Below are 15,880 nucleotides of genomic sequence, written 5' to 3'. Positions count from 1 at the left end.
TCAGCTTGTTTTTAAATAAGGTTCTAAAACGCTGTTATACTGATCAAAAATAGCCTGCCAAGTGTGATATTTTTTGAACTCTGCAAATCGTTTTGCTAATTCGCTTTGCCATCGGGGTTGATATTCCCAGAGAGTGGTAATTTTTTTGGCGAGTTCCTCCACGGGACTTTGAGGCTCCACAACAACTGCATATTTTTCGCTCACATCTCCTATCTGCCAGCCAACGGGCAGCACCTGTCGAGACAGCGCTTCAAACAACACAAGGGGTTGAGACTCATTATGACTGGTAATACAGAGGGCATCCATCTCATCGATCCTCTCGGCGGCCGGTCGGTTCCAGACCAGCTCGATATTGGCATACTCTTCGGCTCGTTTCTTCACTCTCCTTTTTAACTGATCTTCCCCCGCATCACTAAGCATCATAAGTCCTTTGGCCTCAATGTCGACTGCGTTAAAAAATTCAAAAAATCGAAGAGGATTTTTCATCTCTGCACAGCGACCGATCCAACCAACAGTGAAGGTTTTGGAACGAGATTTCCCAGCTTTTATCCAGTCTGCTCCAACCCCGTTCGGGATATATTGCACCTGTTGAGCACCCAGTGATTCTTGTTCAGAAATGTTGCATTCCGAGACACTGATGACCTCGTCAGCGGCCTTATAGACACTGCTTGCAATTCCTTTAAAAAGAGTTGTTATGTATAATTTCCCCGTTTTGTGATCCGGTATCTTATAGCCACATTCCAGTGCCACGGCTCCCATCTTCACCTCTTTCCAGTAGAGCGCGTGTTCGGTCAGGATAAGAGGCTTGCCAGACTTTGCTGCCAGGGTCATTCCCAGCCATCCAGCAAATCCTGTATTGGCTATATGGACGCAATCAGCTTCATCAAACGCATGTGCCATCTTCTCCTGATGTTCTTGAAGCCATTTCGAAGAATCCTGCTCCCAGTCTTGGGAGATATCGGGTGGCGGTATCCGGATAAACCGGGTTACGTGATCGGGAACATTATACAGCGCCTCATCGAGAGCAGTATACTGGAACTCATCGGTGGCAATCTGAACAATGGTAAATGCAACGTGATCAAAAGCGGTGATATATTGATATACCCATTCGCTTACCCCACCCCGGTACCAGGGATAGGTCCCTTCGATCACAAGAAGAATCCTGGGTTTAACGCTCATCATATTGTAAAAAAAATGTCAGCCGTCGTTAGATATCTTTATAAAGTCGCCAAAAAATAGACCCTGTTTGGGTCAGTAGTTTTGAAATCATCTCAAACTCTTTGGATGAAAAAAGTTTGTTCCTTTTTAGGATTAGATAGGCAAAGAGGTCAGCATCCCCGGGAATTTTCATTTTGTTGATCAACAGTTTTCGCTCATCTAGCGCAAACATCGGGATCCCAACTTCAGCCGGATAGTTATTATCCTTCGAAAAATCGACCAGAATCCCCTTTTCCTCATTGAATACGTGATTGGTCATGTAGGCTTTTTTTTCGCTGAGCATCTGCTGGAAGGTCTGCTCGTTTTCCAAATCCTCTCCCCCATAGTCCGGCGGCAGCTGTTGTCCTGCTGAAGTAATCAGGTTAGGCTTGCCATCTGAAATGGTCCAGAATGAAATCGAGTCTACACCGAATAACTTTTGAATTTCTACACACAGCTTTTTCACGGTAGAGATAAAATCGCCACCGATCGCTTCGGACATAAGCTTAGAAACGAGCTTCTTTTTATGATCCACAAGGTTTTCCGAAAGATCGTCGAGGTCCAGGTTAGTAACCAGCTTCATTCGGACCTGGTTTAGTACCTCTTCCTTGTTGTCAACGAACATCGATTTGTCGATGAAATCAGCTGCACCGAGTTCCAGTGCTTTTTTCTCTTTTTCCACTGTCGGAAGGTTTGTGATCACCAGCACCGGTATCGCCCTTTTTTGGGCATCATCCATCAATGATTCCAGGAACTCCAGGCCACTGATTCCCGGCATGTGGATGTCAGACATAATCAAGTTCACGTGTCGTTCCGACAGGATGTCTATCCCCTCCTGTGCATTCCGGGCATGAATTAAATCAAACTCCTTGCCCAATAAATTTTTGGTAATAATGTGCATGGGTTCGTCGTCATCGATTACTAATATCTTGTAATCCATTGAATTTCAATGACTTATATTAATGATTTAATTTATATTCGGGAGCTTGATTGTAAATGTTGTACCCTCTCCCTGGCAGGAATCAATCAAGACAGATCCACCATGCAGTTCGGTAAACTGTTTAATAATATCCAGCCCAATTCCCGATCCCTTTTCACCGTTTGTGCCTGTGCGAACATTCTTGGGGCCATCATCAGTAAGCAAATCTGGAAGCTCATTCTCAGGAATGCCAACCCCATTGTCTGAAACCTTAATTTCGACCTGGTCCTTTTCAGTGTTTTTGTCCACCCCAATTGAGATCGTCCCCCCTTCGGGTGTAAACTTCAATGCATTTGATATCAGGTTGCCTACCACCTGTTCCATCTTCTGTCGATCAAGTCGTAACTCTATCTCCTTGTCGGATTCAAGGTCAAACGAAATTTTTTTCGTCAGTGCCGTCGGTTGGTGTAGCTCAATGACCTCTTTTACCATTTCATCCACATTGACCTGTTCGGTGTTTAACTCTGATATACTTCTTTCCGCAGTCCCTTTATTTAACAGGTCATTCACCAGGCGCTGAATCTTACGCCCGCTTTCCTCGATGGAATGATACATCGTTTCTCGATCCTCCATTGATAGATCTTCTGAGCTTTCAGAAAGCAGTTGGGCCACACCAATAATGCCGGTGACGGGATTCCGAATATCGTGGCTTAAAATGCGCATCAGCTCATCTTTGCGTTTATTCAAGGCATTAAGCCGCTGTTCCCGCTCTTTTAGTTCATCAATTTTTTCCTCAAGCTCGTCTTGTAACTGTTTAAGACGCACGTGAAGATCAATTCGGGCCAGAACCTCTTCGCGCTGGAACGGTTTTGTGATGTAATCTACGCCTCCCACATTGAATCCCTTAACCTTTGAATCGGTCTCGGACAGCGAACTCAGGAAAATGATAGGGATATCCTTCGTTGATTGCTGATCCTTGAGCTTTTTGCAAATTTCGAAGCCATTTAGATCCGGCATAATCACATCAAGCAAAATAATATCGGGAGCTTTTTCAGCCACGATATCCAATGCTTTGCGGCCATTAAGAGCCTCCAGAATTTTATACCCCTCCTTCTTTAAAACATGGGATAATAGCCGTACATTTTGCTCCGAGTCATCCACTATTAAAATGGTGGTGGTGTCAGAATGATCTGGCATTTTTTTACGTTATTCTAGCTTGTTGGATGATGATATCTGGATAGCGCAATGTAACACACAATTCATTGTTGTCAAATTTCAACTGATGAATATATGTGTTTATCATATTGAACCCCAAGACATTAGTTCATACAATACATATTTATGCAAAATTCTACGAGAACCACCCAACATTTTCGTCTTTTTAGCTTCATCACATTTATATGCCTGGCACTTTCTAGTCTTGTAAGTGCACAAAATAAAAATGAAAATCCATCTGACACCCTTCAAGCTTCACTTGAAGCGATTGAAATTCAAGCTACCCATTCGGCCCTTAGCAGCGAGCATCCCCCCATTTCGTTGAGCGTACTACGAAATGACCAGCAGACGCTCACCCATAAAGCCCCGGTCACGATGGACGACCTGTTTGACCAGGTACCGGGCATTTGGGTGAACGACCGCGAAAACTACGCGCTGGGCGAACGCATTACGGTGCGGGGCATCGGGTGGCGCGCGCAGTTTGGCGTTCGCGGCATACAAGTGGTGATGGACGGGGTTCCCCTCACCATGGCCGACGGGCAGGCGATGCTTACGGTCGTGGACCCGATTTTTATCCGACGTGCCGAGCTGATCCGTGGCCCGTCTTCTATGTTTTGGGGAAACAGCAGTGGCGGAGTGCTTTACCTCAATACTACTCCCCCTGCAAACACAAAATCGCCTTTCATGGTGCGAAGTACCATTGGCTCCTACGGCTTAATTAAAAATGACGTGCAATTTTCTCAACGGTTTGGGAAGCATGGAATTAGCGGGTATGCCTCATACCTAAATCAGGGTGGATATCGCGACCACAGCGAAGTCACCATTGGTCGTGCGGGCGTTACCGGATCCGTTGACCTAAACGCAAACAGCCGGATCGAATATTTTGGCGCCTATGCCAATATGCCCCAGGCCGAGCATCCCAGCGGGCTGACCAAGCAGCAGGCACAGGATGATCCGACCCAGGCCAACCAGGGATTTCAAAGCCTGGACGCCGGCAAGCAGATCAGCCAGGGACAGTTTGGCGTAAGCTTCTCGAATCAAAATTCGCTCGGTTTCCTTAAGGCAACGGCCTACGGGACCTACCGGGATCTGGAGAATCCCCTGCCCTTTGCCATCATCACGCTCGACCGGCGCGCAGGCGGTGCACGGGCTACCCTGCAGCGGGATGCGGGCCGGTTCTCATTCAGTTTTGGGGCCGAAACCAAAATTCAGCGCGATGATCGCGTGGAATATGACAATGATGACACGCAGCGCGGCGGCATCCAGGTTGACCAGATTGAGAATGTATACAATCACGCCGCGTTTCTAACATCAACCTATACGCTGAACAGCCTGAAATTGCTCGGTTCGGTGCGCTACGACTGGATCCGGTTTGACACCGACGCCGGTTCCCCGGACCAGTCAGGGGAACGCGACTTCCAATCGGTGAGTCCCGGGGTGGGCATTAATTATTCCCTCGGCAATGTGGAGTTCTTCAGCAATCTTAGCACGGGCTTTGAGGCGCCTACGACTACCGAACTGGTAAATCGCCCAGGAGGCGGAAACGGCTTTAATCCCGATATACAGCCGGAACAAACGCTTGGTTTTGAGCTGGGAAGCCGCGGGCAACTGTTTTCATCCAGACTCTCCTATGATATCGCGCTCTACAACCTCTGGATTTCGGACCTGCTGTTCCCCTACCAGCTGGAAGCCAACGGTCCCACTTACTACCGCAACCAGGGGGAAACCGTGCACCGGGGAGTGGAGGCCAATGTACAATATGATATTTCGCGTTCCCTGCAGGCGGGCCTCACATACAATCTTACCGATGCAGAGTTTACCAAAGCCACCCTTGACGGGGAGCCCCTGGATGGGAAAGCGGTGCCCGGCGTGCCGCAGCACCGGCTTTCGGGCGTGCTGCACTGGCGACCCGGAAACTTCTGGCTTACCACAGATGCCCAACACGTAAGTGAATTTGCGGTCAACAACAGGAACACCGCCTACAATGATGCCTACTGGGTGGTCAATGGTCGTGTCAGCTACAACAGCCTGCCCGTTGGTAGCGGAATCACTGTTACCCCATTCCTTGCGGTTAACAATCTCTTCGACGCCCGATACAATGGTTCGGTGGTAGTCAACGCTTTTGGGGGACGGTACTACGAGCCGGCGGCAGGTATAAATTGGCGAACGGGACTCAGTCTAGAATTCTGATTTTGCCTACCTATACCTTATTTTTTCAATCCAACCCAGACAAAACAGCTATATTTAGCAAAAAATCACCTCATATAATAAAAATTTAATGCTAAATCGCTGTTTGTTAAAAATTTGTAACAAATTACCCCTCTGATCTCTCCTATATTATCATCTACAGACAAAAGTCAAAAGTAAAGACTTCGGAGGACAACAATGTTAAAGCATGTCATCTTTTTAGGTATCCTGTTTGTAAGTAGTTACCTCTATATGACTGAGCGTACTATTACACACGGTCCTGGTGTGGTAGCTCCATCTGAACCTGTCCAGCAACAGGCTTTTGGGATAAAAGATATCAAACACAACGGTTTCAAAGTTAAACCATTGGCTGAATTTAATATTGAAGCCCGCGTTCTATCCAAAGCCCGATACCACGATAAACTTGCCGAATTTGCCCCACTAGATCTCGTTGTAGGTTGGGGACCAATGTCTGACGAAAAGAACCTAAATGAGATTTTAATCAAGCAGTCTGAACGCTATTATGATTGGCAAATAACCCATCAGCCGATACCACTGCACAAAATGGTCCAGAAGTCTGCCAATATTCACCTGGCTCCCTCCACCCCGGAAATAGAAAAAAAGATCTGGGATATTCGGAAGGGTCATATTGTAAAATTAAAGGGATATCTCGTAGAAGCGAGCACCCAGGACGGTTGGTCACTGAAAAGTTCCTTGAAACGAGATGACTATGGTAAAGATGGATCGGAACTGATGTGGGTAAAAGAGATTGAAATAAAATAACCAATTCTGCAGCAGCCTCTTTAGGCCGGGGGCTGCTTGCAGCAATTACTGTTGAAACTCCTTCCTAAAGTAGATAAACTTGAAGGCTCTCATATCAGCGATTTAACCCAAAGTTTTCTATGCACTGGCTCAAAGAAGTCTTCGTAGATATCATTGTCACCCTGTTCATTATTTCGGCAATTTTTATTGAAACATCATGGATGCAGTGGGTAATTATCGGTTACACTACTCTTATGCTACTGGTGAAAATTATCGTCCTTGTCGGTGACAGCTCGATGCAGCTAATCCGAAAAACTGCAACAGACGCCCCGGACTGGGTTCCTCACTTGCTCTATGCCCTGAATACCGGATTCCTGTTATACGGTCAATGGTGGGCAACAGCAATCGCATGGGGACTGATATGGATTCTCTCCTTTATTGCCCAGCGCAAGCTTAACGCCATGAGAGGCCTTGCCTAACTATATCTGGTAACTGGAACATTCCTGTATAGCCTCCTCAAGCCCATCTTTTATAAATTACATCAGTAAAAATCTGAAGGCAAGGTTAAGAAAACGGTTTATCACTTACCCGTAGCTATTAATCTCACAACTACAGACCGCGGATAGTGCTGTCGCCTTCAGCTAAAAAAAAGAAGATGTTGCCAAGCCCGTGGTGTAAACGCATCCCATCTGTGTACTCCTAAGTTTATGTATTAATAAATTTGTATTCAGTTAAAAACTAAATACACTATATTCGAAACAAACCTAACTTTATCATAGAAAACTGTTCATCAAATATTAAATACGTGTAACTCGTTGGCTGCCATTAACTTATAGATTTGTAGTGTTTATATATATACTGAAAATATCCCATTTTGGGTAGCAAATGGGTAGTAAATTCCGGTTGATTTTTAATTTTAACAATTCTCTTCCCAAAAAGTAGACAAATAAAAAACTCCCAGTACATCTTTCGACATACTAGGAGTCACTAAAGAGAACCTATGTAATTAAAGATTTACTTTGTAATGTCCGTTTTAATTGATGTTATCATGTAGACCTTTTAGGTTTATACAAGAAAATCACAGAATTTTTAATTTACTTTATATTTATTGTCAGTTAACCCAAATAAAACATATACAACATTATGAAAAATCTATTATTAACATTGTCACTTTTATTCACACTAATATTAACATCAAGTTGCATTAACGATGCAAACACTATCAACAAAAAAGCAGATGTTGAAATAACAGCACTAAAGAGTATAGAAGGACAAACATGGTCTGAAATTAACAGTACATTTAATGGAGACCTTAAAGAAGGAAATAAACTCTATATTTACGGTGCTACTTTAACAGATGGTAAAGATTATAGAGTTACAGTTACATTAAATGGAAACTATTGGGAATTGGAGTCTATAAAAACTCTTTCTGAATAGTTACTACCTTTTTAAATTTAGGTCAGTGTGCCAGCAAAATACCAGAAGAAATCTGCTGATGCACCTGACCTATTTTCTATAAATACATCATTATCTGCGTTGTAAAATATAGTTGCCTGTCCATCTGTTCCACTTGTTCCAGTAGGTTCACCAGTTATATTATCACCTTCCCACCTATTTCCAGCATCAAAGTTTTCTAAGTGGTTTAATCCAAGTGGTTGGAGTCTCAACCCAAAACTTGCACCATATTGTTCATACTGTGCAAATACCATTGCTATTGCTCCAATTCCATCCGCTATCTGAACATAATCATCATCTGGTATTGTAACCCTATTACTGAAAAATGATGTTAATTTAACAGTACCATCTGCTTCTGCGTAAAAGTCTGCATTAGTTCCACTCTTATCATCAGCACCTGCAAAGAATGCTTTAGTACTTCCAGCACCTGGTTGCATTCCTGTGTATTCTCCGGTAGTGTTTCCGCCGTAAAATTTGTCATCTTCGAATGTCCACCCCGCTATTTGATTCGTAACAGACCCCATTTGAAATATAGGATTCCCCGAAATAGTAGGACCTCTCAATTCATAATCCCCATTTAACTCACCCATTACAATTCTATTATCTGTACTATTACCTACAGAAAATCCATTAAATGATGTTGTGTAAGCATCGGAATTACCCATTGCTATCTCTTGCCCACCAATAGTCTTTTTTAGTGTGTCCGCATCAAAGTCAAAGCCTGCTATTTGCTGAACATTACTTGTACCGTCCGAGCTCATTTCAAATACTATACTACCAGTACTTAATCCTGTTCTTACTGCAAATCCAGAATGGGTGGAACGTCCGTATATATTTCCAAATTCCGCCAAGAAGTTATTTGAAGTATCAAAGACGTTGATGACTGGTTTTGTATCATAGTTGGCAGGAGAGAATGCTGTACCGTCCGACAGTATATTGATGCTTCCGCCGGTGATAGATTTGTTTATTCTTTTATCGCTGAATGTCCAACCTGCTATTTCTGCGCCACCACCATGAACATGGAATACTTCTGTCGAACCTGAACTAATATATATTCCATATTGACCAGAATGTCCGGTTCCTGTCAACTCACCTATTTGAACTTCATTATTGTTATTATTGTCTTTGGAATTTAAATAAGGATTTCCACTTTCTATGTTCATGTACACATGAGAGCCACCGCTGTTTTGAACACCTATGAATGGTCTTGTCTCATTGTTGAAGAATCCAGTTATTGCTACATCGTCTCCACTGCTCCATTCATCATTTAAATCATTTCCGATGGATACTCTAGTACCTGTTCCAGTACGTTCGAGTTTATTTGCTTCAAATGTCCAACCTGCTATTTGTGCAGTAGAAGATGCAGCATTAAAATCAAATACAGTGTTTCCGCCGTATCCCATTTGAAGTGAACCAGAGTTTAAGTCAAATCTTGTTCCACTAGTTCCATCCCAATTTTCCGACTCAATACGTCCTGTTCTTACAAAACCACCACGTATTAATGTTTGCCCGTCTCTGTTTCTCTTTCTGCTATCATAACCAAGAACAGAATATTCATCTGTGTTGTCATTTGTTCTAATATAGAATTTACCTGTTCCTGTGAATTTCCAACCCGTTGCACCACTGTCAAAAGCAGTTCCACCACCAGCATCCGAACCAGTAGTGATTATTACAGGATTGTCTCTTGATGCTGCTGTTAAATCATGAGTTGCCCAAACACCATTATCATTTGTTACCGTTACTTCACAAGGTTCAATTGCAACTATTATATAATCTGCTACAGGATGGTGTACACCATATGTATCTCCACACATTTCATATGGAACACCTTGCTCCGCGTTTGTTCCAGCACCATCTGCAAAGTGATTTACTGAAAATGGTTCATCAGAATAGGCATATACACCACTCACTGTATTAACAGTTGCCGAACCTATCTTATTGATATAAGAAATATCATGTATTAACACTTCCTTACTCATTGGAGCAAGAAGCATTTGGTCAGATGTTCCCGATTGTTTAAAAATGCTTATTGGTTTGTCAGATTTTATATAATATGTATCACCATTAGCATCTAATCCTACACCAGCACCATATCCATCGTTTGTTTCGTCTAACGTATAAACATTATTTGTATCTTCATCTGTTTCTTGAACTGTAAAATTAGTACCGTCAGAAAAGTCTTGACTGATAGATGCCGAAACATTTGCTTCTCCTTGGAATGATACTAAATAAAATGTATGTGGTCCGTCCCTATCTAAATGAACACCAAATAATTTTCCACTATAAACTTCCGATGGAATACTATCTGCTCTACTATGAATAATGTTGACAGGTTTATTTACGTCAATTAAATCTCCTTGTACAAGATTTAATGTACCATTATCACCAGCACTACCACTTTCCGTTAATTCTCCATTTACCCATATCTTTGTGTTATCTTCAAAGATAGCATAATCCATGAGTCCATCTCTAGGAACTACTCTTCTAGATAAAGCATACATTGAACCTTGCTCTGCTATATCATATTCTGTTGCTCTGGATTGGATTGCTCCTTGTATTCTTAATAGTCCGTCAGAATTCCAACGGATTTTTTTACCTGCTAAATTACCACTACCATCATTGTCAAATTGATATGCGTTAGTGCTATCTAATTGTGTGGAATTGATTATCTGTCCTGATGAGCTAAGTGTCAGATTACCTGCGGAAAGTGAAGTGTTATCGAATGTCCAACCTGCTATTTCTGCGCCACCACCATGAACATGGAATACTTCTGTCGAACCTGAACTAATATATATTCCATATTGACCAGAATGTCCGGTTCCTGTCAACTCACCTATTTGAACTTCATTATTGTTATTATTGTCTTTGGAATTTAAATAAGGATTTCCACTTTCTATGTTCATGTACACATGAGAGCCACCGCTGTTTTGAACACCTATGAATGGTCTTGTCTCATTGTTGAAGAATCCAGTTATTGCTACATCGTCTCCACTGCTCCATTCATCATTTAAATCATTTCCGATGGATACTCTAGTACCTGTTCCCGTTCTTTCTAGTTTTTCACTATTAATGGTAAATCCACCTATCTTACCACCATCAAATAAGACATTCGAACCTGTTATCTGTCCGTTACTTCTCATTATCAGTTCATTATTCGATGATGAGATTGCAGTGTCTGATATTCCAAAACCACCGATGTTACCAAAGGTTGCTGCAATTCCACCTTCCAAGTAAACAGAACCCGATGCCCAAAGTCCGTACCCGTCTAGTGCTCCAAACTCTGGTGAAGTTATTCCGTCTAATCGTCCGACTCTTACTTTTTCTATACTTCCCGTTCCATTAGTGAAGTCTGCAACTGCATCCATTCCGTCACGTACTCCTATGAACGGTGAGTTGCTGTCGTCTGCCGTTAGGTAGATGTGTCCCTGTCTATCAGTGTCCGACGTGTTACCTAGTCTCACGTACTCAAATCCTGCGGAAGGTACTGAACCTGATAATAGAGATGCACTTACTGCTCCGTTATTGACTACACTGTCAACCTGTATGAATGATTGATGGAGAGAATTACTGTCCGCATCAAAACGTTGTGCTAATGCTATGTCATTTTGTTGGAAAGAATGACCATAACTGCTACCAGTGTCGAACGTCAAGTAGTACTGGGAACCTGCGATGTTGGAAGAACCAGATACTTTGCCGGAATTTGCTATTAGTACACTTCCGTTTGTTGCTCTTATTTGGTGTATCAATAATTCATATACATTGAATGTCCCACGTACTGTCAAGTCTTGGAACTCTGCATCTGCGTTCTCATCTATTCTCCATCCTGTTCCGCCAAATCCGCTATTGAATACGTCGTCAGTCAGTTTTTGGAGATAGGTTGCGTCATCCTTAAACTGACTTGTCCCGTTGACGTTTAGGGTGTAGCCTTGGTGGTCTTGAATACCAATACCAACACCAGACATTCCAGTTAAGAATATCCTATGCCCAAAATCATTAGTAATGTTCAAGTCCTCTCCTGAATCCATAAAGATTCTAGCATCTACTGTCCCTACTCTTACCCACTCTATACCAGAAGTGGCCACTCCGCTCCTACCTAATGTAAGCCAATGGTCGTTACCATCACCATCATCGCCGATTTGTAATTGAGAACCAGAGGTAGGACTATCAAAGGACGTCGCTGTGTTTAATAGCATTTTATTAAACTCCACATCATCACTCGTCCGCACAGGTTGATCCATGAAGTAGATGTCGGTGAGTTGGCCTACCTGTGTTTGGATTTGGCCTGACTGGATGTCGATATCGCCAGATGTTACATTGAAATCTCCACTTCCAGATTTTATCTCTGCTAATACTGTACCTTCAGGATATTCAAAGGTGAATGCATCATCATCCCTATTTGTTAAAAATGATTCATCGGAAGCACTATTATCTTCATTAAGTAATAAGATTCCAGGGGCATCAGATACACCTGTGGCACCTACTGATAATCTGATTTTTGCAGTTGTCGGGACTGAACCACCACCGACTATATTCAATGCTGGAGTTGTATCTGCATTTATGGTTATTTGTCCATTGCTTGTCATCCCTGCCTGTGCGGTGAGTAGGCCTCCTGCTGTTAGCTGGTTTATTTGAGTAATATTTCCAGATTTATCAAGTCGGAATATTTCCGTGTCGGAAGGAACACTATCATCATGCCAATAAACACGAATACCTTCACTTCCTGGTGCTCCTGCTACTCTCCAATCAAAATAATCTCCGGCATCCCAAGCGGCCTCCCTGAGTAGTATATGCCGTGGATAACGGATTTTGTCATTTCCATTAATATCAAAATCTAGGTTGCCTCCGCTTATATTAACAACCCCATTAAACGTACCCCCTGCAAAGGTAGGTGAATCCCCAGTACCCAATGCCTGTTCTTGTCCTAGGGTGAATAACTGTGTTCCGTTGATGGTGAGTAGGTCAGATACATTTAGAGAACCTGATATATCAAATATAAAGTTTGTATTATCCCATGTCAGTCTATCGTTATTTTCTGCTGCTCTACCATCTCCGTTAGCAAATAATATACTATCTTGTTGATATACATCGTTTTGTTGCTCTACATCAACAAATATAATTCCTTCACTTGCATGAGAGCGTATGACATACCCAATTTTCCAAACAAAATTAGGGTAAGAAGGTTCAACATTAGTTATTCCTCCTGCGGTTGTTGTGGATATAAAGACTTCATCTCCTGCGCTGAACGCACTTGTATCTAATCCTCTAACTCGTCCGAAAGTTGTTATATAACCAACACCGTTATTATTGATATTATTTTGAGTAACTAATCCTATAGTTGAATCAACCGTATCTATTGAATCTGCTCTTGCCAACCTTATTTCAGGGTTATCACCTGAACTACCAGAAACATATACTACATCACCATTTGAAATAGAACTACCTTCGACATTCTTTGCTCTTAATACACTCTCTTGACCAATGTTAATAGTTACTTCTGATTGGTCGTTATAGTAACTTAAAGCATTCTCGTCCGACTGATAAAATAATCTACCTTCTTTATGTGCAGGTAAAGAACCTTCAGGGAATAAACCTACATCTATATACCCATTAGCAACAATATTGTTGAATTCTACATTGCTACTAGTTCCTAATGCCTGGTTATTTCCATTTGGGAATATCTCACTAGCGAATATTATTCTATCAAATGAACCACTTATACCAAGTTTCTGACCCCACTTGTCATTACCTTCATCCCAGAATAAATAGGCATCATTTGAAGAACCACGTTCAGCATATATTCCACCATCTAATGTAGGTGTTCCACTTTGGGAAGCATTAACTGCTATGTACTGGTCTTCTACATGAAGTTCATTAGTAATAGTGTTATCTATACTACCTGATACTTCTAAATCATTTATTATTGCTTTATCAACTCTTAATATTCCTTTGTTAGTACCGTCGTCCGCAAGAATTTCAATTGCTCCACTGCCATCCCCTTGAACTCGTCCATCACTATCCATGTCTAAATACTGTTGGATAGTTACAGAACTATCAAAAGTCTTTGAACCTGAAACATTAGTTATTTCAGACAATTCATTTGCTATCTGTAAAAACCTATCATTACTTTCGACTGTAGAATAAACATCTAAATTACTTCTCATTGTTACAGGGTCACCTTCAGAAAGGTTTTCAGACTCATTGAAGTATCTGTTATCTGCTTCCTCTTGGTCAATCCCTGAAACTGTTGATGTCGAAGAACCTACAGTTGAACCTGCATCATTTTCACCTATCTTAACATACTCTGAAAATGTGTCATTAGATGCCGTTGCCCATTGAAGTCTAATTAAATCTCCCCGCCATTTAGAATCTTTTCCAGACAGAGTACCATTTAATAAAAAGTGGTTATTAGACCTGTATGTCAGTACATCAGTAGGTTGGAAAAGGGCAAGTAAATCAGCATCTAAGTTTTTATTAGAATTACGCTGCATATTCATGATGTTTGTCATCACGAACTCTTCATAAGATACACCTGTACCACCAACGTGCTTAAAGTCTGTTAATGTCCTGTGATTTCCTCCTGTTAAATAACGAATTGCAGAATTAGATAAACTATCTATACCTCTGTCTGGTCCTTCACCAAATATTATCTTTTCCAATTCAGCATTGTAAGTATAGTTTCCAGTCCTTTTTAATCTTAGGTTCCTAGAAGCACCATCACTTACTGCATCCCCGTTGATATAATAAGACGACATATCAACCCATTTAACTTCATCAGGGTTTTCTCCACCTTCCACCGAACCATATTGCATTTGTACAGTGAATTGAGAACCTGATACAGTTTCAGGAATATTTTTACTTCTTTGCTGAAAACTTTGTGATATATACCCCGGACCAAATCCAGAAACATTAATACTACTATTACCTTGATTTGAACCCCAAGTACCATCGTTAATATCCATCTGATGGTCACCCACTGAAACAAGTATGTCCGCAGAAGCAGTTACAAAACCAGATTGTGTAGTCTGTATTTGAACTTCTCCTTCAACTCTTACAATACTTTCAGATGCCTGCTCTATTCTCATTTTCTCTTCTGGAAAGACAGAAGAAACAAACACAGAATATTCAGGTTCAAAGAGTAGATTTTGTATAGCAGTTTTGTGGTTATATTCTAACTCAAGTTTCTTAACTGCTGGATAAGGTTTGTTTTTAGATGTGCCTAATAAAAATCTTTTATCCTTATCTACATCAACCGTTAAATCAACGTTAGAAGAGGAAGCAACTAAACTACCTGTATAATCATATTGGAATTTTTCAACCGAAGCATTGTCTTTTGCTAGATGTGATAAATCGTAAATATTCCACTGGTTATTCCATTGTCTTAAAACAAATCCTGGTGGAAGTATATTCTTTAGTGCTTCAAGTTCTGTTATTGGTTCAAAAGTACCATTAGAAAAAGAACTAAAATCTTGATTTTGAAACTCGTCATAGTAGACTTGGTTAAAATAATCATCTGTATCGCTTAAATTATTTGCAGACCAATCATTGTAGGATACTATATCAAGATTTAATTCAGTTGAATTATTTAATAGATTTGATATACCAGTTATATATTTATTATAACTTATATCTGAATTGGTAGGAGCATCGTTACTTTCAAGTAAGTGTAAATCCTTTGCTGTTATAGATGCGGCAAACGGGAATGGTCCTTCATTATAATCTATTAAATCGGGGATAACATACCCTGTCCATTTAATATTACCATCCTGCTTTAATCTTAGTCTGTACTTCTTTTCATCACTGTTGAAGATATCATCAAGTATAGTTACATCAGATAATTCTTCAATCATTAGATTTAATACTAATTCACCCTTTTGTATAGGGTTATCCCATATCTTTTTTACGTCCGCTCCGTTGTAACTGAATTTAAACGGTTTTCCGCCATCACCATTCTTTAGAGTAGAACTTCCTCCGTAATTTCTTTCAAGTAGTTCAACTCTAAAAGTTGTAAAATTCCCGTTGATGTGTGTTTTATTAATTATATGGTACTTACTCTTGTATGCCATAATCTCTCTTGTTTTATTCTCTCTTTAGTAATAGTTTCTTACATGCCTTACTTCAATTCTCTCCAACTCTGTGCCCTTCTTA

The 15,880-nt window shown here is 41.2% G+C and carries 8 protein-coding genes; 4 read left to right on the top strand and 4 right to left on the bottom strand.

Annotation, left to right across the window (positions count from 1 at the left end; all coding sequences use genetic code 11):
• From NC796_RS07745 to NC796_RS07735, 3 genes are read right to left on the bottom strand one after another with little or no spacing between them, the layout of a single operon-like run.
• Window positions 1–1,182: a DUF3492 domain-containing protein gene (locus tag NC796_RS07745; RefSeq protein ID WP_310683640.1), complete on the bottom strand. Its 1,182-nt coding sequence runs from the start codon at window positions 1,180–1,182 to the stop codon at window positions 1–3.
• A gap of 25 nt (window positions 1,183–1,207) precedes the next feature.
• Complete coding sequence (locus tag NC796_RS07740) at window positions 1,208–2,137, bottom strand: response regulator (protein ID WP_310683639.1); 930 nt, start codon at window positions 2,135–2,137, stop codon at window positions 1,208–1,210.
• Between the two features lie 27 nt (window positions 2,138–2,164).
• On the bottom strand, window positions 2,165–3,313 hold the full coding sequence (locus NC796_RS07735; protein ID WP_310683637.1) for a hybrid sensor histidine kinase/response regulator: 1,149 nt from the start codon (window positions 3,311–3,313) through the stop codon (window positions 2,165–2,167).
• A gap of 144 nt (window positions 3,314–3,457) precedes the next feature.
• On the opposite strand from NC796_RS07735, the gene NC796_RS07730 reads away from it, so the two are divergent.
• The 4 genes from NC796_RS07730 (at window position 3,458) to NC796_RS07715 (ending at window position 7,717) form a co-directional block, all read left to right on the top strand.
• Complete coding sequence (locus NC796_RS07730) at window positions 3,458–5,521, top strand: TonB-dependent receptor (protein ID WP_310683636.1); 2,064 nt, start codon at window positions 3,458–3,460, stop codon at window positions 5,519–5,521.
• A 195-nt stretch (window positions 5,522–5,716) separates the two neighbouring features.
• The gene (locus NC796_RS07725) at window positions 5,717–6,301 is read left to right on the top strand and encodes a hypothetical protein (protein WP_310683634.1); all 585 of its coding nucleotides are present in this window, start codon (window positions 5,717–5,719) and stop codon (window positions 6,299–6,301) included.
• 119 nt (window positions 6,302–6,420) lie between these two features.
• Window positions 6,421–6,759, top strand: a complete 339-nt coding sequence (locus NC796_RS07720) for a hypothetical protein (protein WP_310683632.1) — start codon at window positions 6,421–6,423, stop codon at window positions 6,757–6,759.
• 664 nt (window positions 6,760–7,423) lie between these two features.
• A complete protein-coding gene (locus tag NC796_RS07715; protein WP_310683630.1) occupies window positions 7,424–7,717 on the top strand; it encodes a hypothetical protein in 294 nt (97 codons plus the stop codon).
• Window positions 7,718–7,734: 17 nt separating this feature from the next.
• Here NC796_RS07715 and NC796_RS07710 read toward each other — a convergent pair whose 3' ends face one another.
• On the bottom strand, window positions 7,735–15,798 hold the full coding sequence (locus NC796_RS07710; RefSeq protein WP_310683628.1) for a hypothetical protein: 8,064 nt from the start codon (window positions 15,796–15,798) through the stop codon (window positions 7,735–7,737).
• Window positions 15,799–15,880 lie beyond the last annotated feature (82 nt).

It is taken from the genome of Aliifodinibius sp. S!AR15-10, assembly GCF_031569985.1.
In the GTDB taxonomy this organism is placed as follows: domain Bacteria; phylum Bacteroidota; class Rhodothermia; order Balneolales; family Balneolaceae; genus JAMQKA01.
The sequence above is the reverse complement of the archived record's forward strand: the minus strand, read 5'-3'. Positions and strand labels throughout refer to the sequence as shown.